At 73.2% G+C, this 21,850-nt stretch carries 19 protein-coding genes; 6 read left to right on the top strand and 13 right to left on the bottom strand.

Going from position 1 to position 21,850, the window contains the following annotated elements; translation table 11 throughout:
* A partial coding sequence (locus ABZX75_RS16890; RefSeq protein ID WP_355411019.1) for a hypothetical protein occupies positions 1–263 on the top strand: 263 nt, incomplete at its 5' end.
* A 183-nt stretch (positions 264–446) separates the two neighbouring features.
* Here ABZX75_RS16890 and ABZX75_RS16885 read toward each other — a convergent pair.
* On the bottom strand, positions 447–1,454 hold the full coding sequence (locus ABZX75_RS16885) for a stage II sporulation protein M (protein WP_355411017.1): 1,008 nt from the start codon (positions 1,452–1,454) through the stop codon (positions 447–449).
* Positions 1,455–1,565: 111 nt separating this feature from the next.
* Here ABZX75_RS16885 and ABZX75_RS16880 point away from each other — a divergent pair, with 111 nt between their 5' ends.
* Positions 1,566–2,507, top strand: coding sequence for an RDD family protein (locus ABZX75_RS16880; protein WP_355411015.1), 942 nt, complete (start codon positions 1,566–1,568; stop codon positions 2,505–2,507).
* 15 nt (positions 2,508–2,522) lie between these two features.
* Here the strand turns inward: ABZX75_RS16880 and ABZX75_RS16875 are convergent, their stop codons facing one another.
* The 8 genes from ABZX75_RS16875 to ABZX75_RS16840 all read right to left on the bottom strand — a co-directional run bounded on the left by ABZX75_RS16875 (position 2,523) and on the right by ABZX75_RS16840 (position 10,640).
* Entirely contained in the window at positions 2,523–3,140 is a 618-nt protein-coding gene (locus tag ABZX75_RS16875) for a hypothetical protein (protein WP_355411013.1), read from the bottom strand.
* 101 nt (positions 3,141–3,241) lie between these two features.
* The gene (gene ahcY, locus ABZX75_RS16870; RefSeq protein WP_355411011.1) at positions 3,242–4,678 is read right to left on the bottom strand and encodes an adenosylhomocysteinase; all 1,437 of its coding nucleotides are present in this window, start codon (positions 4,676–4,678) and stop codon (positions 3,242–3,244) included.
* 319 nt (positions 4,679–4,997) lie between these two features.
* Complete coding sequence (locus tag ABZX75_RS16865) at positions 4,998–5,948, bottom strand: cation diffusion facilitator family transporter (protein WP_355411009.1); 951 nt, start codon at positions 5,946–5,948, stop codon at positions 4,998–5,000.
* Between the two features lie 73 nt (positions 5,949–6,021).
* Complete coding sequence (gene manA / locus ABZX75_RS16860) at positions 6,022–7,179, bottom strand: mannose-6-phosphate isomerase, class I (protein ID WP_355411007.1); 1,158 nt, start codon at positions 7,177–7,179, stop codon at positions 6,022–6,024.
* A gap of 37 nt (positions 7,180–7,216) precedes the next feature.
* Positions 7,217–8,350, bottom strand: coding sequence for an SIS domain-containing protein (locus ABZX75_RS16855; RefSeq protein ID WP_355411005.1), 1,134 nt, complete (start codon positions 8,348–8,350; stop codon positions 7,217–7,219).
* Positions 8,351–8,415: 65 nt separating this feature from the next.
* Positions 8,416–8,601, bottom strand: a complete 186-nt coding sequence (locus ABZX75_RS16850) for a Trm112 family protein (RefSeq protein WP_355411003.1) — start codon at positions 8,599–8,601, stop codon at positions 8,416–8,418.
* 215 nt (positions 8,602–8,816) lie between these two features.
* Positions 8,817–10,187: a phosphomannomutase/phosphoglucomutase gene (locus ABZX75_RS16845; protein ID WP_355411001.1), complete on the bottom strand. Its 1,371-nt coding sequence runs from the start codon at positions 10,185–10,187 to the stop codon at positions 8,817–8,819.
* A gap of 78 nt (positions 10,188–10,265) precedes the next feature.
* Entirely contained in the window at positions 10,266–10,640 is a 375-nt protein-coding gene (locus ABZX75_RS16840) for a DUF3499 domain-containing protein (RefSeq protein WP_355410999.1), read from the bottom strand.
* Between the two features lie 275 nt (positions 10,641–10,915).
* Between ABZX75_RS16840 and ABZX75_RS16835 the strand changes: the two genes are divergently transcribed.
* Complete coding sequence (locus tag ABZX75_RS16835; protein WP_355411065.1) at positions 10,916–11,299, top strand: metallopeptidase family protein; 384 nt, start codon at positions 10,916–10,918, stop codon at positions 11,297–11,299.
* A gap of 62 nt (positions 11,300–11,361) precedes the next feature.
* Here ABZX75_RS16835 and ABZX75_RS16830 read toward each other — a convergent pair whose 3' ends face one another.
* From ABZX75_RS16830 to ABZX75_RS16820, 3 genes are all read right to left on the bottom strand, one after another.
* On the bottom strand, positions 11,362–12,849 hold the full coding sequence (locus tag ABZX75_RS16830; protein WP_355410997.1) for a DUF5719 family protein: 1,488 nt from the start codon (positions 12,847–12,849) through the stop codon (positions 11,362–11,364).
* Positions 12,846–16,517, bottom strand: a complete 3,672-nt coding sequence (locus ABZX75_RS16825; protein ID WP_355410995.1) for a glycosyltransferase — start codon at positions 16,515–16,517, stop codon at positions 12,846–12,848. Before ABZX75_RS16825 ends, ABZX75_RS16830 begins: the two co-directional genes overlap by 4 nt.
* Before the next feature lie 265 nt (positions 16,518–16,782).
* Positions 16,783–17,046: a WhiB family transcriptional regulator gene (locus ABZX75_RS16820; RefSeq protein WP_003983763.1), complete on the bottom strand. Its 264-nt coding sequence runs from the start codon at positions 17,044–17,046 to the stop codon at positions 16,783–16,785.
* A 629-nt stretch (positions 17,047–17,675) separates the two neighbouring features.
* On the opposite strand from ABZX75_RS16820, the gene ABZX75_RS16815 reads away from it, so the two are divergent.
* Genes ABZX75_RS16815 through ABZX75_RS16805 form a run of 3 tightly spaced genes read left to right on the top strand, consistent with a single transcriptional unit; the run spans position 17,676 to position 20,522 of the window.
* Positions 17,676–18,218, top strand: coding sequence for a cysteine dioxygenase (locus ABZX75_RS16815; RefSeq protein WP_355410988.1), 543 nt, complete (start codon positions 17,676–17,678; stop codon positions 18,216–18,218).
* Between the two features lie 13 nt (positions 18,219–18,231).
* Positions 18,232–19,209 (top strand): 2-phospho-L-lactate transferase, encoded by a 978-nt coding sequence (cofD, locus tag ABZX75_RS16810; RefSeq protein ID WP_355410986.1) that lies wholly within the window; start codon positions 18,232–18,234, stop codon positions 19,207–19,209.
* Positions 19,206–20,522, top strand: coding sequence for a coenzyme F420-0:L-glutamate ligase (locus tag ABZX75_RS16805; RefSeq protein ID WP_355410984.1), 1,317 nt, complete (start codon positions 19,206–19,208; stop codon positions 20,520–20,522). Before cofD ends, ABZX75_RS16805 begins: the two co-directional genes overlap by 4 nt.
* 51 nt (positions 20,523–20,573) lie before the next feature.
* On the opposite strand, the gene ABZX75_RS16800 is transcribed toward ABZX75_RS16805, so the two are convergent.
* Positions 20,574–21,608: a DNA-3-methyladenine glycosylase 2 family protein gene (locus tag ABZX75_RS16800; RefSeq protein ID WP_355410982.1), complete on the bottom strand. Its 1,035-nt coding sequence runs from the start codon at positions 21,606–21,608 to the stop codon at positions 20,574–20,576.
* Between the last annotated feature and the right edge of the window lie 242 nt (positions 21,609–21,850).

The following is a 21,850-nucleotide window of genomic DNA, read 5'->3' as shown; positions in this document are numbered from 1 at the left end:
GGACGGGGTATCAACTTCTGGCGTTGATTTTTGGCACGCTGTTGAGTTCTCAAGGAACGGACGCTTCCTTTGTACTCACCTCAGCACATCGGCTGGGGTTTTCCTCCGGGCTTCGTTCTTCATTCTTCGTTTCCGACTCTATCAGATCCTTGCGGACCCGATTTCCTCGGCGCTTTCCAGGTTCTCGCTTTCGCGTTTCCCTTTCCGGCGATTCCGACTCTATCAGAAGTTCTCCACCGGATTTCACCGGCCTTGAATCCTGAATGAGGAGTCGACTGCGCCCCGCTGGAATTCAATTCCTGCCGGGGGCGAGAGAGATCTTAAACTGTCGCTGTCGAACTGTCCAGTCCGACCCAACCGTTCGAATCTACCTCCCCGCTCGCTCCATGTCAACAGGGTCTGCGGGACGACGAGGAGACTAGCAGCTCAGGGGGGCCGGACGCACATCAGGCCGCGGTGGGCTGCGTCGCCGTCCGGTCGGCGGCCTCGACGTCGCCCACCTCGCCCGCGCGGGACGCTCTGCCGCCCAGGATGTAGACGTACAGCAGGAAGGCGGCCTCGGCGAGGATGCCGATGCTGATGCGGGCCCAGGTGGGGAGGCCCGACGGGGTGACGAAGCCTTCGATCAGGCCCGAGACGAAGAGCACCAGCGCGAGGCCGAGCGCCATGCCCAGGGCGGCTCGGCCCTGTTCCGCGAGGGCGGTGCGGCGGGTGCGGGGGCCGGGGTCGATGACCGTCCAGCCCAGGCGCAGGCCCGTGCCCGCGGCGACGAAGACCGCCGTCAGTTCGAGCAGGCCGTGCGGGAGGATCAGGCCGAGGAACACGTCGAGGCGGCCGGCGGAGGCCATCAGGCCGAGTCCGACGCCGAGGTTGACCATGTTCAGGAAGAGGATCCAGAGCACGGGTAGCCCCAGGAACGCGCCCAGGACCAGGCACATCGCGGCCGCCTGGGCGTTGTTCGTCCAGACCTGGGCCGCGAACGAGGCCGCGGGATGGCTGGAGTAGTACGTCTCGTACTCGCCGCCCGGCCTGGTCATGGCCCTCAGGTCCTCCGGGGCGCCGATGGCTCCCTGGACCTCGGGGTGGGTGGCTATCCACCAGCCGATGAGCACACCCAGCGCCGTGGAGAGCAGCGCGGTCGGTATCCACCAGCGGCGGCTGCGGTAGACCGCGGCCGGAAAGCCGGCCGTGAGGAAGAGGGCGGCGTCGCGCCAGCTCGCGCGGCGGACGCCCGTCACCGTGGCGCGGGCGCGGGCGACAAGCTGGGTCAGCCGGCCCGTGAGCATGGGGTCGGGGGCGCTGGACTGGATGAGGGAGAGGTGGGTGGAGGTGCGCTGGTAGAGCGCGACGAGTTCGTCGGCTTCGGCTCCGGTGAGCTTGCGGCCGCGCCCCAGGAGCTGTTCCAGGCGGTCCCACTCCGCGCGGTGGGCCGTCACGAAGACGTCGAGATCCATGCGGTTGCCGCTCCCCTGCCCCAGGTCCCCTGATTCTGCCTATTCCTGATGTAGTCAGCTTGGCAGACTGGATGACGAAGGGGCGGGGCAGGTCACGTGAAAGGTGTTGTGGTGAGCGATCTGGTGACGGGGGACGCTGTCGTCCTGGGGTTGCGGCCCGCGAGGCTGCCGAGCCGGGCGTTGGCGATCGTCCTCGACCTGATCGTGTACCTGACCGGGTACGTACTGATCACGGTCGGGCTGACCTACGCGACGGCCTCGCTGGACGATGCCGCCATCGCGGCCGTGGCGGTGGGGAGCTTCCTGCTGGTTCTGGTCGGCGTGCCGATCGCGGTGGAGACGCTGACCCACGGGCGCTCGTTGGGCAAGCTCGCCTGCGGCCTGCGGGTGGTGCGGGACGACGGCGGGCCGATCCGCTTCCGGCACGCGCTGGTGCGGGGAGCCATGGGGGTCGTGGAGCTGCTGGGGACCTTCGGGGCCGTGGCGTGCATCGCCTCGCTGGCGTCGGAGCGGGGGCGGCGGCTCGGGGATGTGTTCGCCGGGACGCTGGTGATCCGGGAGCGGGTGCCGGGGGCGCGGGTGATGCCCGTGCCCGCGCCGCCGCCGTGGCTGGCCGGGCGGTTCGCCGGGCTCGATCTGTCGGCGGTCCCGGAGGGGCTGTGGCTGGCGATACGGCAGTACCTGACGCGGATGGGCCAGCTGGATCCGCAGGTGAGCGCCGCGATGGCGGCGAAGCTCGCGGATGATCTGGTGGCGCGTACGGGGGCGCTGCCGCCGGCCGGGGTGCCGGCCGCCGCGTTCCTGATGGCCGTGGTGCACGAGCGGCAGTCGCGGGATGCGGCCCGGGCGTTCGGGGGTGGGGGTGGCGGTCGGGCGCAGGCGCCCGGCGCACAGCCCGCCGGACCGCCCGCGTTCTCGTCTGCTCCCGCTCCTGCTCCGGCCCCTGTACCCGCTCCCGCTGCGTCCGGCGTCCCGCAGGCCGCGCCCGCGGCTCCGGCTCAGGCGGCGCCCGTACGGCCTGCGCGGAGTGGGGGGTTCGCGCCCCCCGCCTGAGGTGTGGCGGGCGGATTACGCCTCGAAGGCGGAGGGCGGGGTCTCAAGGTGTTCGAGTTCGATTCCGGGCGCCGAGAGGACCACGTCTCCGGCGATGTGGATCGTGTGGACCTCGCCGGTGTCGAGGGCGCTGACCTGGTACTCGTCCACCAGGAGGGGGCCGCTGTCGGTGGGGTGCTCCACGCGCGCCACGAGGGCCCAGGCCTGGTCGACCGTACGGGGGGCCAGGACCGGGTCGGTGAGGGCGACGAGGCGGACGCGGGTGGCGGGAGCGCCCGGGGTCAGGCGCAGCAGACGGGCCGTGGCGATCAGGAAGGCCGGGGAGGTTCCGGTGAAGCCGGGGGCCTGGACGTTGCCCTCGGTGGCCTCGGAGCCGGTGGGGTCGGTGCGGACCCAGGTGACGCCGTCGATGGCGGCGCCGCGGACCTGCCAGCCGGCGGCGTTCAGTTCGAGGCGGATGGGGCGGCCCAGCTCGTCGACGGCCAGGTCGACGGAGCCGCGGTGGTCGCCGTTGGGGGCGGTGAGCTGGGAGACGTAGCGCCAGCCGGAGGGGCCGGGGGCGCAGTGGAAGTGCTCCTCGGCGAGGGGGGTGTGGTCGTGCGGGTCGTGGAGCGAGTAGCGGCCGCGGGGCATGGGGCACACACACGTTTCGAGGAGTGGGGTCGGGGGTGGGGGTACGGGGCAGGCCCCCGGCGGGTGTGCCGGGGGCCTGCTTCGCGTACGGCTGCCGCTGATCAGTAGCGGTAGTGGTCCGGCTTGTACGGGCCCTCGACCGGGACGCCGATGTAGGCGGCCTGCTCGGGGCGCAGGGTGGTGAGCTTGACGCCGAGGGCGTCGAGGTGGAGTCGGGCGACCTTCTCGTCGAGGTGCTTGGGCAGCACGTAGACGTCGGTCGGGTACTCGGCGGGCTTGGTGAAGAGCTCGATCTGGGCCAGGGTCTGGTCCGCGAAGCTGTTCGACATGACGAAGGACGGGTGGCCGGTGGCGTTGCCCAGGTTCAGCAGGCGGCCCTCGGACAGGACGATGAGGACCTTGCCGTCCGGGAACTTCCAGGTGTGGACCTGGGGCTTGACCTCGTCCTTGACGATGCCGGGGATCTTGGCCAGGCCGGCCATGTCGATCTCGTTGTCGAAGTGGCCGATGTTGCCCACGATGGCCTGGTGCTTCATCTTGGCCATGTCCGAGGCCATGATGATGTCCTTGTTGCCGGTGGTCGTGATGAAGATGTCCGCCGTCTCCACCACGTCGTCCAGCGTCGCGACCTGGTATCCGTCCATCGCCGCCTGAAGGGCGCAGATGGGGTCGATCTCGGTGATGATGACGCGGGCGCCCTGGCCGCGCAGCGACTCGGCGCAGCCCTTGCCGACATCGCCGTAACCGCAGACGACCGCGACCTTGCCGCCGATGAGGACGTCGGTGGCGCGGTTGATGCCGTCGATCAGGGAGTGGCGGCAGCCGTACTTGTTGTCGAACTTCGACTTGGTGACGGCGTCGTTCACATTGATCGCCGGGAAGAGCAGGGTGCCCTCGTCCATCATCTCGTAGAGGCGGTGGACACCGGTGGTGGTCTCCTCGGTGACGCCGCGGATCTCGGACGCGAGCTGCGTCCACTTCTGCGGGGCCTCGCCGAGGGTGCGGTTCAGCAGGGTGAGGATGTGGGCGTACTCCTCGGAGTCCGCCGTCGACGGGTCCGGGGCCGCGCCGGCCTTCTCGAACTCGACGCCCTTGTGGACGAGCAGGGTGGCGTCACCACCGTCGTCGAGGATCATGTTCGGTCCGCCGGTGGGCGTGTTCGGCCAGGTCAGCGCCTGCTCCGTGCACCACCAGTACTCTTCCAGCGTCTCGCCCTTCCAGGCGAAGACGGGGACGCCCTGCGGGTTCTCCGGGGTGCCGTTCGGGCCGACCGCGATGGCGGCGGCCGCGTGGTCCTGGGTGGAGAAGATGTTGCAGGAGGCCCAGCGGACGTCGGCGCCGAGGGCGACGAGGGTCTCGATGAGCACGGCCGTCTGCACGGTCATGTGCAGGGAGCCGGTGATGCGGGCGCCCGCCAGGGGCTGGCTCTCCGCGTACTCCGCTCGGATCGACATCAGGCCCGGCATCTCGTGCTCGGCCAGCGTGATCTCCTTGCGGCCGAAGGCGGCGAGGGAAAGGTCTGCGACCTTGAAGTCCATGGGTGCTGCTCCTCATGGTGGGAGAGGGTGGGTACGGCTGAGCCGCGCGCCGTCCGGATGCGGATGGACGGAGCACCGAGCACAGTCCGTCGGGGGCCCTCTCTCCCCTCGGCGCGGTCGTGAGGACCGCCCGACCGCCATCAGCAGCGACGCCTGACACTGATGACGAATCTACACCGATCGGCGGAGCCTGCCCCAGTCGGCCGCGGAACCGGGCCCGGCGGGAGCGGGGCGGGGCCCGGCGGGAGCGGGGCGGGGAACGCGAAAGGCCCCCGCGGCGCAGGGGCGCGCCGCTGGGGCCTTCGTACGAACGGCCCGGCTAGAGCGTCTTGGCCTGGCCAGGGCCCGCCGAGGCGGCTTCGCCGTTGTAGATGTCCGGCTCCAGGTAGATCACGCGCGCGATGGGGACCGCCGCTCGGATGCGGGTCTCGGCGGCGTTGATCGCGTTCGCCACGTCGGCCGCGGTGTCGCCGTGCCGGACGGCGATCTTGGCCGCGACCAGGAGCTCCTCCGGGCCGAGGTGGAGCGTACGCATGTGGATCAGCCGGGTGACGGTGTCACCGTCGACGAGCGCGGTCTTGATCTTCTCGACCTCGTCGATGCCCGCCGCCTCGCCGAGCAGCAGGGACTTGGTCTCCACGGCCAGCACGATGGCGATGATGATCAGCAGGACGCCGATGCACAGGGTGCCGATGCCGTCCCACACGCCGTCGCCGGTCACCAGCGCGATGCTGACGCCCGCGAGGGCCAGGACGAGGCCGACGAGGGCGCCGAGGTCCTCCAGGAGGACCACGGGGAGTTCGGGCGCCTTGGCGCGCTTGATGAACTGGCCCCAGGTCTGGCCGCCGCGGACCTCGTTCGACTCCTTGATCGCCGTGCGGAAGGAGAAGGTCTCCGCGATGATCGCGAAGACCAGGACGCCGACCGGCCAGTACCAGTTCTCGATCTCGTGCGGGTGGTTGATCTTCTCGTAGCCCTCGTAGATGGCGAACATGCCGCCGACGGTGAAGAGCACGATGGAGACGAGGAAGGCGTAGATGTAACGCTCACGCCCGTACCCGAAGGGATGCTGCGGCGTGGCCTCGCGCTTTGCTTTCTTTCCACCGAGGAGCAGCAGCCCCTGGTTTCCGGAGTCCGCCAGCGAGTGAACGCTTTCCGCGAGCATCGACGAGGAGCCGCTGAAGAGGAAGGCCACGAATTTGGCTACAGCGATGGCGAGGTTTGCGGCGAGTGCCGCCACGATCGCCTTGGTACCGCCCGACGCGCTCATGGGTGCAGGATGTCCCTTCCTAGCCACTGACTACCGGCCGCACATTGTTGCAGCCGTCGGCACGGACGCTACGTCAGACCACCATGGTGGCGCGGAAGACCGTCCCGCTTCCTGACAGTTCGACCGTTTCGTCCGCCGGTACGAAGACCGATGCGCCGGGGGCCAGGGTCAGTTCGCCGGCTTTCGGGGAGCCCGCCGTGCAGAGCAGGATCTGCGCGGTGCCCGCCGGGAGCACGCGGGGGGCGCCGCCGGGAGCGAGGAGGAAGCGGGAGAGCCGGAATTCGTCGATGGGCGTCTCGTAGACCTCCTCGCCGTCGCCCTCGGGGCGCAGCACGTCCGGGTCGCCCGACTCGAACCTCACGATCTTCAGCAGCTCCGGGACGTCCACGTGTTTGCGGGTGAGTCCCGCGCGCAGCACGTTGTCGGAGTTGGCCAGCAGCTCGACGCCGAGGCCGTCGATGTAGGCGTGCGGGACGCCGGCGCCGAGGAACATCGCCTCGCCCGGCTGCAGTTGGACATGGTTGAGCAGCATGGCCGCGATCACACCGGGGTCGCCCGGGTAGTCGTGGACCAAGGACGCGTACGGCTCGTACGGTCCGCCGAGGCGCTCGGCGGCGGCCGCGGCCTCGGTGACGGTGTGCGCCATCTCCTCCCGGTCGGCGCTCAGTACGGCCGTCAGCACCTCGCGCAGCGCGGCCTCTTCGGGGTGGGCCCGCAGCAGGTCGGCGTACGGCTTGAGGGAGTCGACCCCCAGTCCTTCGAGCAGTTCGGCCGACACCTGGGGGTCCCGGAAACCGCACAGCCCGTCGAAGGGGGTGAGCGCGCAGATCATTTCGGGCTTGTGGTTGGCGTCCTTGTAGTTGCGGTGGCCCGCGTCGATCGGGATGCCGCGGCCCTCCTCGTCCGCGAAGCCCTCCCTGGCCTGGGCCAGGTCGGGGTGGACCTGGAGGGAGAGCGGGGCGCCGGCGGCGAGGAGCTTGAGGAGGAAGGGCAGCCGCGGGCCGAACTTGGCGACGGCGGCCGCGCCGAGCTCGCGTTCGGGGTCGGCGGCGATGACGTCCGCGAGGGTGGTCTCGCCGGCGCCGCGGTCGAGGCGGGACGGCGCGCCGGGGTGGGCGCCCATCCACATCTCGGCCTGGGGCTCACCGGTGGGCCGGACCCCCAGGAGAGCGGGGATGGCGGTGGTCGACCCCCAGGCGTAGGGGCGGATCGTGTTCGTCAGACGGTCCATCGCTCGTCTTCCTGGATCGGGGGCACGGGTGTGTGCCTCAGCTGTGTCCCCCCGAGGCCAGCGCCAGGTAGGCGGTGGCGAAGTCCGTGACGGCGAGCAGTTCCGCGAGCTGCTCCAGCTCGACTCCCTCCTCCGGTTCGAGCTCGCTGATGGCCGTGTCGTGGCTCAGGGCGAGTTCGCGTGCGGCGGGGGCGGCGGTGAGGCCGCCGGTCGGCCGGTCACGCAGCAGGACGATGCGGGCGTGCAGAGCCTGGGGCTCGTCGACCCGGTCCCGGAAGAAGTCGTCGGGGTCGGCCCCGGCGGCGAAGGCCCCGGCCAGGAGGACCCCGTGGGCGGGGAGCGCCTCGGGGAGCGCGGCGGCGAGCGCGGGGCGCCCGGCGAGCTCGGCGAGGGTGGCGGCGAAGCGGCGGCCGGCGGGAGCTGCGCCCTCGCCCTCGCTCCAGATGAGCGGGAGGGAGTCGGCGAGCTCGGCGGCCAGCGTCTTGGCCGGGTTGGAGTAGGTGGCGATCGCGGGCCCGCAGCGTTCGGCGGTGCGGTCGAGCCGGTCGGCGACGAGCTGGAGGGTGTCGGGGGCGGCGGTGATCAGGCCGACCCGGTCGAGGAGCACCAGCAGGGGCGTCAGCAGGGCCCACAGGGCGCCGGGGCCGGCCGCGGCCGACTCGTCGTACTCCTGGTACGGGGCCTTGGCCATCGGTACGAGGAGCCCGTGCGCGCCGTCCACCGCCTCGCTCAGCGGTGAGCGCTCGGGGGCCACGGCGACGACGGTGCAGCCGCGCCGGTAGGCCTGCTCGGCGAGGAGGGCCAGCCCGGGCTCGGTGCCGTCGGTGGTGGCGATGAGCAGCAGGTCGACGGGGCCGGCCCAGCCCGGCAGGGCCCAGCGCAGCGCGCCGGCGGCGTGCGCGACGCCGGTGGGGTGCAGTCGGGTGACCGGGGCGGAGGCTCCGGCGAGGGCGCCGAGGAGGTCGGCGACGCCGGTGGCGGCGGTGCCGGGACCGGCGATGAGGACGGCGCGGGGGCGACCGTCCGGGCGGAGGTCGGCGAGGCCGGCCTCGGCTGCGTGCCGGGCCGCGGTGCGGACTCTGGCTCCGGCCTCGGCGGCGCCGCGGAGCAGGCCGCGGCGGTCGGCGCGGGCGAGCGCGTCCGGTGCGTCGAGGAGCGACTCGTCGAGCATGGCGGCCTCCGGCGGTGTTGAGGGACCCAAGTGGCGGAATCGGTCTCAGCGTCTGCGCGGGTGACTCAGGCGGGGCGGCGGGCCTCGTCCACGAGGAGCACCGGGATGCCGTCGCGGACCGGGTAGCCGAGACCGCAGTCCTGGCCGGTGCAGATCAGCTCGGGCGCGGTCTCGTCGGCCGACTTGTCCTCGAGGGGCGAGTGGCAGGCGGGGCAGGCGAGGATCTCCAGAAGGCCGGCTTCGAGCGGCATGGGGGCTTCCCTTCGAACATGCGGTTTTGGGCGAGGTCAGCGTACCGCCGAGTCACCTCCGGTGCGGGCCGAGGTGTCCGGTGCGGCGGCGCCGTGCGCCTGGGCGGCGCCGCCGTTTCGTCCTGCGGCGCCGCTTCAGGTGATCCCGGCTCCGCCGGGTACCGGGCTCTGCCCGGACCCGCGCCTCAAACGCCGGCGGGGCTGAATTTGGGGGATCAGGCGCGGATGAGGGTGAGGGCCTCGTCGCGGATCTTGGCGAGGGTGGACGCGTCGCGGGCCTCGACGTTCAGGCGCAGGAGGGGCTCCGTGTTGGAGGCGCGGACGTTGAACCACCAGTCGGCGCCGGTGACGGTCAGGCCGTCCAGCTCGTCCAGGGTGACGTCGTCGCGGGCGCCGTAGGTCTCCTTGACGGCGGCGAGGCGGCCCGCCTGGTCGGCGACGGTCGAGTTGATCTCGCCCGAGCCCGCGTAGCGGTCGTAGGAGGCCACCAGAGCGGACAGGGGGCCGTCCTGGGCGCCGAGGGCCGCCAGGACGTGGAGCGCGGCGAGCATGCCGGTGTCCGCGTTCCAGAAGTCCTTGAAGTAGTAGTGCGCGGAGTGCTCGCCGCCGAAGATGGCGCCGGACTTGGCCATCTCCTCCTTGATGAAGGAGTGGCCGACGCGGGTGCGGACGGGGGTGCCGCCGTTCTCGCGCACGACCTCCGGGACGGACCAGGAGGTGATCAGGTTGTGGATCACAGTGCCGGTGCCGCCGTTGCGGGCCAGCTCGCGGGCCGCGACCAGGGCCGTGACCGCGGACGGGGAGACGCCCTCGCCGCGCTCGTCGACGATGAAGCAGCGGTCGGCGTCGCCGTCGAAGGCGATGCCGAGGTCGGCGCCCTCGGCGAGCACGCGCGCCTGGAGGTCGACGATGTTCTTCGGGTCGAGCGGGTTGGCCTCGTGGTTCGGGAAGGTCCCGTCGAGCTCGAAGTACAGGGGGACGAGGTCCAGCGGGAGGCCCTCGAAGACGGTGGGGACCGTGTGGCCGCCCATGCCGTTGCCCGCGTCGACGACGACCTTCAGCGGGCGGATGGCCGCGAGGTCGACCAGGCCCTTGAGGTGCGCGGCGTAGCCGACGAGGGTGTCCTGCTCGGTGATCCTGCCGGGAACGGCGTCGGCCGCGATGGCGGGGGCGCCCTCGTCGGACCACTTCTCGACGAGCTCGCGGATCTGCGAGAGGCCGGTGTCCTGGCCCACGGGGGCCGCGCCCGCACGGCACAGCTTGATGCCGTTGTACTGCGCCGGGTTGTGCGAGGCGGTGAACATCGCGCCGGGCAGGTTCAGGGACCCGGACGCGTAGTACAGCTGGTCGGTGGAGCACAGCCCGATGAGGGTGACGTCCACACCGCGGGCGGCGGCGCCACGGGCGAAGGCGCTGGACAGCCCGGGGGAGGAGGGGCGCATGTCGTGGCCGATCACGATCGCCGTGGCTCCGGTGACCTCCACGAACGCCGCCCCGAACAGCTCGGCCAGCGGCTCGTCCCACTCGTCCGGTACGACGCCGCGTACGTCGTATGCCTTGACGATGTTCGAAAGATCTGCGGCCACTGCCTGCCCTCCTGAAGGTCCTGTGCGGTGGAGCCAACCTACCTCGTGCGGAGAGCTGCTTTTCGGTCGATCCGTGGGTCAGGAGTCCGGCGAGCGCAGGACGCGCAGGTGCCCACGACGTGTCTCGCCGGTCACCGGGCCGCCTTGGCCGCCCCCGCCGGCCTGGGCCGCGCGGTCCGGCGGGCGGGCGGCTTCGCGTACGGCGTTGGCGAGGGCTTCGAGGTCGTCGCCGCTGGGACGGGACGGCGCGGAGCCGTCGGACAGCCGGACGACCTCCCAGCCGCGCGGGGCGGTCAGCCGCTCCGAGTGCTCGGCGCACAGGTCGTAGCAGTGGGGTTCGGCGTAGGTGGCGAGCGGGCCGAGAACTGCGGTCGAATCGGCGTAGACGTACGTCAGCGTTGCGACGGCAGGGCGGCCGCACGCGGTGCGAGAACAGCGACGTACAAGGCTCACGACGTTGGACGGTACCGCACTCTTGACCGGGCCGCGACGACTCTCCCGCCGGTCACTCCCCCGTGTCGTGGTCGGCGGCCGGTGGCTGTGGCGTGTCGGGAGGGTCCGTGGAGGAGCGACCGGTGCGGGGTCGGGGCGAGGGCTACCCTGCGGGGGTGACGGACAGCCCCCTGCCTCCCCGCCCCGCCGAGACTCCCGCCGAGACTCCTGTCGAGCTCCCCGCCGGGTCCCCCGCCGAGCCGCGCCCGCGTCGGCGCGACCGGCACGGGCGCGGGATGCGCGGACCGGTGGCGCCGCCGCAGGTGCCGCTGTCGGCGAGCCGGTCGGAGCTGTTCGGAGACCTCGTACGGGACTCCGTGGAGCGGCTGGAGCGGCGCTGGCCGCAGCTCGCGGAGGTGGAGTTCCTGGTCGGCGACGTCCCGGGCCCGCCGGGCGGCCCGGACGGCGGCTGGAACGACGAGGCCGTGCCGCTGGGCTCGCTGTCGGAGCCGCGCGAGGGGCGGCCGGCCCGGATCGTGGTCTTCCGGCGGCCGGTGGAGATCCGTACGAAGTCCCGCGACGAGAAGGCGATGCTCGTCCACGAGATCGTGGTGGAGCAGGTCGCCGAGCTGCTGGGACTCTCGCCGGAGACGGTGGACCCGCGGTACGGGCAGGACTGACCCGGCCGCCACCGCCGCCGGGTCACCTGGTCACATGCTCATTTGGTCATCTGGTCATCTGGTCATCTGGTCAGGACGGTGAGGTCCTCGGTGGCGCGCGGGACGGAGACCGTGGAGCGGTCGTCCGACAGGGGCTGGATCGTGAACATCGCGATGCCCTCGTGCGGGAGCGACAGGGTGCGGGCCGCGTGGACCGGGCCGCCCGAGAGGGTTTCGACCGTCAGGGCGTACGGGCCCTTCCCGCCCGCCGGGGCCAGGGCCACCGTCTGCGTCGTGCCCGCCTTGACCGTCACTTCCTGGGAGGCCGCCTCACCGCCCTCGGTGCCCGGCGAGGCCGTCACCTTGACCTTCGCGTCCGAACCGCCCGGCGCCGTCAGCGACAGCACGGTCGCGTTCTCCTCGACCCGGTTGCCGACGACGGTCGCCCGCGCCCCCACCGGCCCGGTCGCCGGGACGAAGCCCAGCTCCTGCTTGGCGCCGCTGCCGCGGACCACCCGTACCGCCGCGACCACCGGGGCGGCCTTCTTCTCGTCCGCCGGGGTGAGCAGCAGCGAGCCGGCCTCGCCGCGGGTCACGTCCTTCAGGTCCACGCCCGCCGTCATGCCGGCCTTGACGTGCAGCCGCTCGTTGCCCGCCGGGCTGATGGCTCCGCCCGGCCCGGCCAGGCGGAGCTTGAGGTCGGCGTCATCGGCGCCGGGCGCGAAGACGACCAGCCGGACGGAGGTGGCGTCGGCCGGGATCCCCGGCAGCACCAGCGAGCCCGCCGGGTCCGTGGAGGCGGGCAGCCAGTCGGTGCCCACGCCCTCCTCGGCGACCTGCACGGAGGCGCCGACCCGGCCCGCACGGGTCGTCACATGGGCGCTGGCGTCCGCGAGCTGGGCCCCCGGGGCGAGCGAGGACAGCAGGACGGCCTTGGTGGAGCGGGGGTCGACGCGGATGTTCTCGCTGGTGCCCTGGTCCGCCTTGACCACCCCGTCCGGGCCGAAGAGCTTGACGTCGACGACGGCCGCGGTGTCATCCGGATTGGTGAGATGGACGTAGTCCTCGCGCCCCTTGGCGGTACTCACCCCGGGGAACCAGAAGTCGGTGCCCGGCGCGGTGCAGCCGACGCCGAGGACGCCGCGCGCCCGGCCGACCGAGACCTTGGTGGTCTGCTGCGCGGTCCAGCCGGGGGCGAGTGACCCGTCGGCGGTGCCCGTCAGCGCGGGCGCGTCGGCGCCGTTGGCGGTGGCCGCGGCCGGCTTGCCGGGTTCCTTGGGCTCCAGCACCGCCTTGGCGTCCTTGGTCGCGCCGAGCAGGCGGGCCGAGCCCTTGCCGTCCGCGGCGGCCTGACCGGGGGTGAACGCCGTGTACGTGGTCTCCGCGATCTCGGAGGTGCTGGGCGCCGGGCACACCAGGAGGGAACGCTCCACGGGCATCCGGGCGGCGGCCGCCGCCTTGCCCTCGGCCGCCTTCCCGGCGGCGGCGGGGGCGGTGAGGTGGGCGATGCCGGTGACGGCGGCCAGCGCCGCGGTCACGGCCGCCAGCGTCAGGGGTGCGCGCTGCTTCACTGCTGGGAGCTCCCGTCCGGACGCGGGTCGTGCTGTCCGTAGGTGTCGTACTGCTCGTACGGGTAGGGGTACGGCTGCTGGTCCGGGTGCTGGTCCGGGTGCTGGACCGGCTGCTGCGACGGGTAGGGGGCCTCGTACCCCTGCTGCGGGTACGGGTACGGCTCGTACTCCGGCGCCGCTTCGTACGGCTGCTGCTGGGGCTGCTGCGGCGGCTGCGGCTGCTGCTGGTCGTACGCGTAGCCGTCCTGTTCTCCGTACGCCTGGTACGCGTAGTTCTCCTCCCCGTACGCCGGCTGAGCCGGGATCTGTGCGTACGGGTCGGCGACCGCCGCGGCCTCGGCGGGGGACGGGGGTACGGGCGGCTCGGCCGCCGCGCGCAGCCGGCGGGCACGGCGGCCCTCTCCGGCCTCGCCCGGGCCGGGCAGGTCACCGGCGGCGGTCGCCGCGGCCTCCTCCTCCGGGAGGTCGTCGTCGAGCCGTGCCCGGCGGCCCGGCAGGGCCATCACCAGGAGCACCAGGGCGAGCAGGCCCTGCGCCCAGTGCCAGGCGGTCCGGGTGAGGGAGTTCTCGTGGACGAGGTCGAGGCGGCCGCCGGCGGCGGGCAGTTCGAAGCCCTGCGCCCAGCCGTCCAGGGTCTTCGGCTTGAGGGGCTTGCCGTCGAGGGTGGCCTGCCAGCCGGGGGCCGCCCGGTCGGCGAGGCGCAGTACGCGGCCCGCGTCACCGGCCGGGATCTCCCCGTGGACCTCGACGGGGCCGGAGGCGACCGGGATCGGGGCCTCGCCCTGCTTGCCGGAGACGATGACGGCGCGCGGCAGCCAGGGCTCGACGCCCCACAGTGCGGTGCCGTCCTGCTGGTGGCGCCGGCTCAGGCCGGGGGTGGCGTCGAGGACCCGGCGGATCTCGTCGGGGCCGCCGGGCCGGAACAGGACGAAGCGGATGGCGTAGGCGCTGAGCTGGCTGGACTGGTCGGCGCCGGATCCGGCGACCAGGTTGGAGACGACCTTGTCGAGCCGGGGGTCGCCGCCGGTCGCGGCGGCGGCTTCCGCGGCGCCGAGGCGTCCGCCGGAGCCGCGGACGAGGCTGTAGGAGACGGCGGCGGGCGAGGCCACGTCGAGGATGAGGGTGCGGGTCTGGTTGTCGTCCCCGCTCGCTTCGGCGACGAAGGCCGGGACCTGGACCGGGTCGCGCCGCTCCAGCGGGCCGGCGGCGCCGCTGAGCATCCAGCCGGCGCCGACGAGCACCGGGCCGGCGGCGGCGGCGAACGCGACGAGCGCGGCGAGCGGCTGGCGCCAGCCGAAGCTGCGGGCGGCGACGCGCTCCTTGGCACCGTCCGCGCCGAGTGCGGCGGCGGTGAGCAGGGCCAGTCCGTAGACCAGGGTGGCGGGGCCGGCCCAGGCGGTGCGGTTGAGGAGGACGGCGAAGAGCAGCCCGGTGAGGGCGGCGGCCCAGGCGGTGCGGACGGCGAACTGCCGGTCGGTGCGCAGGAGGGCGGCGAGGGCGGCGAGGACGATGCCGGCGAGCAGCGGGCCGGCGGCGGCGCCCGGACCGCCGGGGCTGAGGCCGAGCAGGTCGAGGGCGCCGGCGGAGCCGGCTCCGTAGGGCAGTCCGGCTTCGTGCAGGAGGCGGCCGGGGTGCGTGAGCAGGCCGAGCGACCAGGGGGCGAGCGCGAGGAGCGGGACGGCGAGGGTGGCGAGCAGCCGCGGGCCGTAGGCCTTCCACCGCGCCTTCGAGTGCGCGGGGCGCCACACGAGCGCGGCGGTCCCGAGGACGGCGGCCAGCGGCCAGGCGATGGGCGTGAAGGCGGTGGCCAGCGTCAGCAGGAGGGTGTACGTCCACACCGCGCGCCAGCTGCCCCTGGCGGCCTGCGGGCCGTCGGCCTCGCCGAGGGCGAAGGCGGCGACGGCGGAGCGGGCGATGAGCGGCAGCAGGACGGCGAGGACTGCGGTGCCGAGGTGGCCGCCGGAGAGGGCTCCGGTCACGGCGGGGAGGAAGGCGTAGGCGATGGCGGCCCAGGCGCGCAGCAGCCGGGAGGCGACGAGCGGCCGGGAGGCGAAGTAGGCGGTGATTCCGGCGAGCGGGACGGCTCCGACGAGCAGCAGGGTCAGGGCCGCCTGGGTGGAGCCGAAGAGGAGGGTGGCGACGGCGCCGAGCACGGCGAGGTACGGGGGTGCGTGCCCGGTGGAGCCGGTGCCCACGGGCTGCCAGGCGTCGGTGTAGGCGCGCCAGAGGTCGGGGCCGCTGTCGGGGGCGGGGAGCAGGGCGCCGCCCATGAGGGAGCCGCCGCCGAGCAGGCCGCGGCAGGCGACGAGGGTGACGAGCAGGAGGAGGGCGAAGAGGACGGGTGCGGGGTTGCGGGCGATCCGCTTGAGACGCGCGAACCGCTCGGTCTCCAGGTAGTCGCCGTCGTCGCCCGGCCCGGCGAGGATGCCTCCGCCGTGGCGGCCGGCGGCGGCCGTTTCGGTGTCGCGGTCGCCGCCGAAGTATCCGGCGAGCTGTTCGGCGTTGGCCCGCAGGGAGGCGCCGGGCGGCGGGAAGAGCGGGCGCAGTTCCGCGGCCGGGACGGCGGGGCGGCGGCGGGCCTTGCGGGCGGAGAGGACGCGGCCGGGGCGGAGCAGGGTGGCCAGGAGGCCGGTCATCTCGTCGACGGCCTGGCCGGGGGCCTTGCCGATGAGGTAGGCGAGGGTGCGGAGCAGGGTGCCGACGAGGACGCGCAGCAGGACGTAGGGCAGGGCGCGGCCGGAGCTGTTGGCGAGCATCGTGTAGACGGCGCCGGCCTTGTCGACGCGGTGCGGGCTGGACGTCGTGCGTCCGGCGCAGTCGACGGTGCGGCGTTCGCGGGCCGAGGCCTCGGCGTGGCGCAGCACGGCGTCGGGGGCGACGAGGACGGTGTGCCCGGCGCTGTGGGCGCGCCAGCAGAGGTCGACGTCGTCGCGCATGAGGGGCAGGCGCCGGTCGAAACCGCCGAGGGCGTCGTAGACGTCGCGGCGTACGAGCATTCCGGCGGTGGAGACGGACAGGACGGGTCGGACCTGGTCGTGCTGCCCCTGGTCCTGTTCGCGACGGTCGAGCCCGGTCCAGCGGCGGCCGCTGCGGGCGATGGTGACGCCCGCTTCGAGGAGCTGCTTCTTGTCGTACCAGCCGCGCAGTTTGGGGCCGATGACGGCGGCGTCGGGGTTCTCGTCGGCGACGCGCAGCAGTTCGGTGAGGGCGTCGGGTTCGGGCGCGCTGTCGTCGTGGAGGAGCCAGAGCCACTGGACGGGTTCGCCGTGGGGGAGGTCGGGGAGGTCGTACGTGTCGTCGCGCCAGGTGCGGCTGACGGGGTCCCAGCCGCTGGGGCGCTTGAGGTACGGGAGGTCCTCGGGGGTGAGGATGCCGGCGGTGCGGACGGATTCGTCGACGGCGGCGCCGAATCCGGTGCGGCGCGCGAGGTGGAGCACGCGGTCGTCGCCGAGGGCCTCGGTGAGCAGTCGCGCGGACTCGTCGGCGCTGCCGGTGTCGGCGGCGATGTGGCTTTGCGCGGGGCGTTCCTGGCCGAGGAGGCCGGCGAGCGTCCGGGGCAGCCAGCGGGCGCCGTCGTGGGCGACGAGGACCGCGGTGACGACGTGCCGGGGGAACTGGGGGGTGGCGGCAGCCTCGTAGGAGGCCGTCGACTGGCTGTTCAGGGACATCGCGGTACGGGCCCTCCGGCCGGGGGTCCGGGGGTGGTGTGCCCTCGGAGGCTGCTGGACAGCGCCCCACCCTAACGGCTGCCACAACAGCGGTCCGCCTCCTGCGGGGAAGGTGCAGGAGGCGGACCGTGTGCGCTGCTCGACGCGTCACTCACCGTGCGGTTGGCCGTGCGGTTGGCCGTGCGGTGGGTGGTGCTGCGGGCCGGGCCGTTCGATATGTCATGCGATGTGCGGTAGGTGCTCTTCGGGGAGCGCCTTCGCCGCCTCAGACCGCTGCCTTTTTCAGCCGGCGCCGCTCGCGCTCGGACAGGCCGCCCCAGATGCCGAACCGCTCGTCGTTGGCGAGTGCGTACTCAAGGCATTCGGAGCGGACTTCGCAGGCCAGGCAGACCTTCTTGGCCTCGCGGGTGGAGCCGCCCTTCTCGGGAAAGAAGGACTCGGGGTCGGTCTGGGCGCACAGAGCGCGCTCCTGCCATCCGAGCTCTTCGTCCGCCTCCTCGACCAGCAGTTCCTGAAACAGCTCGGTCATGTGCGCCCCTCGCTCTGTCTGTGCGTCCCCGTGGTGTTGCCGTTACTGATCGCTAGGTAACGACACGAGTGAAATTACAAGTGGGTGGCTCCAGCCCAGTCAAGCCGAGATCTGCTATTGGGCCCCTTATTCACTCTGCGGAACCAAGCCTAAGCAGAAAGTGTTCATATCGCTAAAAATCGTGACACATGCCGCTGGCGCCCCACGGAGCCCGCCTTCCCCCGTTATCGACGTGTCACCCAGGGGTGTGGTTGCGATCCGGCCACAGGAGCGGCGTAGATCACATTCCGGTCACGATGACGGGATCTGGTTTGGGGTGCGACTACAGCCGCACATCCCCGGGCGTGGATTGCACAAACCTTTCTCCGCGCACGGCAACCGGATGAGGTGAAAGTTTGGCGTCAAACCGGGCGTCGGGTTGACAGTCCCTCCCCGAACCGGTCTCCTTGTCCGCATGTCAGCGACCGCAGCCACCACCCGGACCCCCATTCGTGGGTTCCTGTGCGCTGCCCAGCTTCGCTGTTGCTGTTGCAGCTGTTGATGCCCGCGGAGCCCCGCCTCCGTTGAGCTCCGGCCAGCCCCCCGCAGCAACCGCCAGCACGACTGACATCCGTCGAGGTATTCCCACGATGAACAGCGCCACCGCCACCCCCCTGAACCGCGCGACCGCCGCTCCCGTCGGCGTCGAGAGCGACCTCCAGATCGCCGGCGACATCCTCGCCGTCCAACACCTCCTCCAGCCCGCGCCGGAACACCCCTCCACCGTCGCCGAGTTCGCGGGCCTCGCCCGCTCCATCGCCGAGGACCGCGCCGAGTGGGAGCACCTCGTCCGGTACGACGCCACCACCCGCTGGTACCACCGGCTGCGCACCGGCCCCGGCTACGAGGTCTGGCTGCTCAGCTGGGTCCCGGGCCAGGGCAGCGGCCGCCACGGCCACGGCGGCTCCTCCGGCGTGCTGACCGTCCTCCACGGTGAGCTGACCGAGCACACCGCACGCGGGCGGCTCACCCTGGGCGCCGGCTCCCAGCGCGTCTTCGCCCCCGGCTACGCCCACGAGGTGGTCAACGACACCCTCGACGGGGCGGTCAGCCTGCACGTCTACTTCCCCGGCCTGACCGAAATGCCGATGCACAGCTGCTCCCCGGCCCACGAGGAGCACGTACCGGCCTGACAGACTGCGGTGCATGCGCATTGTTGTTCTGGCCGGCGGCATCGGCGGCGCCCGTTTCCTCCGCGGACTGAAGTCGGCGGTCCCCGACGCGGACATCACGGTCATCGGCAACACCGGTGACGACATTCACCTGTTCGGGCTGAAGGTGTGCCCCGATCTGGACACGGTGATGTACACCCTCGGCGGCGGCATCAACGAGGACCAGGGCTGGGGCCGCGCCGACGAGTCCTTCACCGTCAAGGACGAACTCGCGGCGTACGGGGTCGGGCCCACCTGGTTCGGTCTCGGCGACCGCGACTTCGCCACCCACATCGTCCGTACGCAGATGCTCGGTGCGGGCTACCCGCTCAGCGCCGTCACCGCGGCGCTCTGCGACCGCTGGCAGCCCGGGGTACGGCTGCTGCCCATGTCCGACGACCGCATCGAGACCCATGTCGCGATCACCGAGGCCGGCGCCGGCGGCCCTGGCTCCGTCGGACAGCGCAAGGTCATCCACTTCCAGGAGTACTGGGTGCGGCTGCGCGCAGCGGTGGACGCGGAGGCCATCGTCCCCGTCGGGGCCGAACAGGCCAAGCCCGCGCCCGGCGTGCTGGAGGCCATCGCGGCCGCCGACGTGATCATCTTCCCGCCGTCGAACCCCGTGGTCTCCATCGGGACGATCCTCGCCGTGCCCGGCATCCGCGAGGCCGTGGCCGCCGCCGGGGCGCCGGTCGTGGGCGTCTCCCCCATCGTCGGGGGCGCGCCCGTGCGCGGAATGGCCGACAAGGTGCTGGCCGCGGTCGGCGTGGAGTCCACCGCCGCCGCGGTCGCCCTGCACTACGGGACCGGACTGCTCGACGGCTGGCTCGTGGACACCGCCGACGCCGGCGACGTCGCCGAGGTGGAGGCCGCCGGGATCCACTGCCGTGCGGTGCCGCTGATGATGACCGACGTGGAGGCGACCGCCGAGATGGCCCGGGCGGCGCTGGAGCTGGCCGAGGCCTCGCGGTGACCGCCGCCGCGCGAAGGACCCGCGCGCCCTCGTACGAGGTCCGGGCGCTCGACGGGATACCGGAGGTCCGGCCGGGCGACGACCTGGCGAAGCTGATCTCGACGGCCGCACCCGATCTGCGGGACGGAGACGTCCTCCTGGTCACCTCGAAGATCGTTTCCAAGGCCGAGGGCCGGATCGTCGGGGCCGGTTCGCGCGAGGAGGCGATAGACGCCGAGACCGTACGGGTCGTCGCGCGGCGGGGTTCCCTGCGGATCGTCGAGAACCGCCAGGGCCTGGTCATGGCGGCGGCGGGCGTGGACGCCTCCAACACGGCCGCCGGAACGGTACTGCTGCTCCCCGAGGACCCGGACGCCTCCGCGGCCGCGGTCCGCGCGGGGGTGCGCGACATCCTCTCCGTGGACGTCGGGGTGGTCGTGACGGACACCTTCGGGCGGCCGTGGCGCAACGGGCTGACGGACGTGGCGATCGGCTCGGCCGGGGTACGGGTCCTGGACGACCTGCGCGGAGGCACCGACGCCCACGGGAACCCGCTGAGCGCGACCGTGGTGGCCACCGCCGACGAGCTGGCCGGCGCCGGCGACCTGGTCAAGGGCAAGGCGGCCGGGCTGCCGGTCGCCGTCGTGCGCGGACTGGCCCACGTACTGGGCGAGGGCCCGACCGCGCGGCAGCTGGTCCGCCCGCCGCACGAGGACATGTTCCGGCTGGGGACCTCCGAGGCGGTGCGGGAAGCCGTGACGCAGCGCCGTACGGTACGGGCCTTCACGTCCGAGCCGGTGGACCCGGGCGCGGTCCGGCGGGCGGTCGCGGCGGCCCTGACGGCCCCCGCACCGCACCACACGACGCCGTGGCGCTTCGTACTGCTGGAGTCGCGGGCCGCGCGGGTGCGGCTGCTGGACGCGATGCGGGACGCGTGGATCGCCGACCTGCGCGGCGACGGGAAGTCCGAGGAGGCCATCGCGAAGCGGGTGCGGCGGGGGGACGTGCTGCGGGCCGCCCCGTACCTGGTGGTGCCGTGCCTGGTGATGGACGGCGCGCACGACTACGGGCACGCCCGGCGGGACGCGGCGGAGCGGGAGATGTTCGTGGTCGCGATGGGCGCGGGCGTGCAGAACTTCCTCGTCGCGCTGGCCGGGGAGCGGCTGGGCTCGGCGTGGGTGTCCTCGACGATGTTCTGCCGGGACGTGGTGCGCGAGGTGCTGGAGCTGCCGGACGACTGGGACCCGATGGGGGCGGTGGCGGTGGGGCACGCCGCGGCGGCACCCGTGGCCCGGCCGGTGCGGCCGGCGGCGGACTTCATCGAGGTGCGGTAGGCCGGGGTGCGGTAGGCCGGGGTGCGGTAGTTCGGGGCGCGGTAGGCCGTCTCAGAGCGTGCCGATGTCGGTGCGGGGCATCTTCGGGGTGCGGCGGGGCGGGATGCGGCCGGCGAGCAGGATGAGGCGGGCGGCGCGGTGGCGCTGGCCGGCGTACGGGGCGAGCAGCTCCAGCATCACGGCGTCGTCTGCGTCGCGGTCGTCGGCGAGGGCGTATCCGACGATGCCGGGAAGGTGCAGGTCGCCGGTGGTGACGGCGTCGGGCTCGCCGTTGCTGCGCTGGAGGGTCTCCGCGGAGGTCCACGGGCCGATGCCGGGAACGGCCTCCAGGCGGGCGACGGCCTGCGCGAGCGGCATCGCGGACGCCTCCTCCATGCGGTTGGCCACGCGGGCGGCGCGGACGATGGTGGCGGAGCGCTTGGAGTCCACTCCGGCCTTGTGCCAGTCCCAGGACGGGATCGTGGCCCAGGTGCGGGCGGTGGGGGCGACGTACAGGTCCGGCTGCCCGGGCCCGCACGCGGGTAGCGGCCCCGGCGCCGGTTCGCCGTACTGGCGCACCAGACGGCGCCAGGCGCGGTACGCCTCGTCCGCGGTGACCTTCTGCTCCAGGATCGTGGGGATCAGGGACTCCAGGACCAGGCCGCTGCGGCTCAGGCGCAAGCCGGGGCGGCGGCGGTGGCTCGCGTGCACGAGGCGGTGGCGGGGGACGAAGGCGGCGGGGTCGTCGCCGGAGCCGAGCAGCGCGGGCAGCTGTTCGAGGAACCAGTCGGCGCCGGGGCCCCAGCTTTCGGCGTGGACCTCCGCGCCGGCCCCGCGGACGCGGAGGGTGGCGGGGCCGTGGGGCGTCTGGCTCGCCCGCCAGAGCGACCCGTCGGGGGTGACGCGGAAGGTGGGGTCGCCGGGTCCGCGTCTGAGCGGGCCGAGGGTGAGGCCGAGATCGACGGGCCCGTCCGGGCGCCAGCACCGGGTCTTGCCCCCGGCCCCCGGCCGCCCGGCCGCGCTTCCCCGCCCCGGGGGTACGTCGGTCCGCCCGCCGCGGATCGCGGTGCGGGTGAGCGGGGTGAGGGGGTCGAAACGGCCGGCCATGCCTTTGAGCGTATCCCCGCGGGGCCTCCCGCCCCGCCTCGTCCGTCCCGGTCCCTGGCGGAGGAGGACCGGCCCGGGCGCGGGGCTCGTGAGGGAGGCCTGGGGGATGGCCCGGGCCGGGGGTCAGAAACCCCGGGCGACGGCCCCGGTGCCGGGGGTCACGAGGAACGGCCCCGGCCGCGAGGCAGGAAACCCGGGAGATGACCCGGGCACGGGCCCCCGGGGGCGGGAGCCGGGCCCCG

The organism is Streptomyces sp. NPDC003038 (assembly GCF_040611115.1).
Classification (GTDB): Bacteria; Actinomycetota; Actinomycetes; order Streptomycetales; family Streptomycetaceae; genus Streptomyces.
Note: the sequence above shows the minus strand (reverse complement) of the source record. Positions and strands in the feature narration are given on the sequence as shown.

What these genes read in the sequence shown, in the direction of transcription:
- ABZX75_RS16850 (WP_355411003.1), bottom strand. Translation starts at nt 8,601, where the DNA reads ATGCCGCTCGAAGCCGGCCTTCTGGAGATCCTCGCCTGCCCCGCCTGC.
- ABZX75_RS16800 (WP_355410982.1), bottom strand. Translation starts at nt 21,608, where the DNA reads ATGGCCGGCCGTTTCGACCCCCTCACCCCGCTCACCCGCACCGCGATC.
- ahcY (WP_355411011.1), bottom strand. Translation starts at nt 4,678, where the DNA reads ATGGACTTCAAGGTCGCAGACCTTTCCCTCGCCGCCTTCGGCCGCAAG.
- ABZX75_RS16875 (WP_355411013.1), bottom strand. Translation starts at nt 3,140, where the DNA reads ATGCCCCGCGGCCGCTACTCGCTCCACGACCCGCACGACCACACCCCC.
- ABZX75_RS16885 (WP_355411017.1), bottom strand. Translation starts at nt 1,454, where the DNA reads ATGGATCTCGACGTCTTCGTGACGGCCCACCGCGCGGAGTGGGACCGC.
- manA (WP_355411007.1), bottom strand. Translation starts at nt 7,179, where the DNA reads ATGGACCGTCTGACGAACACGATCCGCCCCTACGCCTGGGGGTCGACC.
- ABZX75_RS16815 (WP_355410988.1), top strand. Translation starts at nt 17,676, where the DNA reads ATGAACAGCGCCACCGCCACCCCCCTGAACCGCGCGACCGCCGCTCCC.
- cofD (WP_355410986.1), top strand. Translation starts at nt 18,232, where the DNA reads ATGCGCATTGTTGTTCTGGCCGGCGGCATCGGCGGCGCCCGTTTCCTC.
- ABZX75_RS16835 (WP_355411065.1), top strand. Translation starts at nt 10,916, where the DNA reads ATGCGCGGACCGGTGGCGCCGCCGCAGGTGCCGCTGTCGGCGAGCCGG.
- ABZX75_RS16820 (WP_003983763.1), bottom strand. Translation starts at nt 17,046, where the DNA reads ATGACCGAGCTGTTTCAGGAACTGCTGGTCGAGGAGGCGGACGAAGAG.
- ABZX75_RS16865 (WP_355411009.1), bottom strand. Translation starts at nt 5,948, where the DNA reads ATGAGCGCGTCGGGCGGTACCAAGGCGATCGTGGCGGCACTCGCCGCA.
- ABZX75_RS16825 (WP_355410995.1), bottom strand. Translation starts at nt 16,517, where the DNA reads ATGTCCCTGAACAGCCAGTCGACGGCCTCCTACGAGGCTGCCGCCACC.
- ABZX75_RS16855 (WP_355411005.1), bottom strand. Translation starts at nt 8,350, where the DNA reads ATGCTCGACGAGTCGCTCCTCGACGCACCGGACGCGCTCGCCCGCGCC.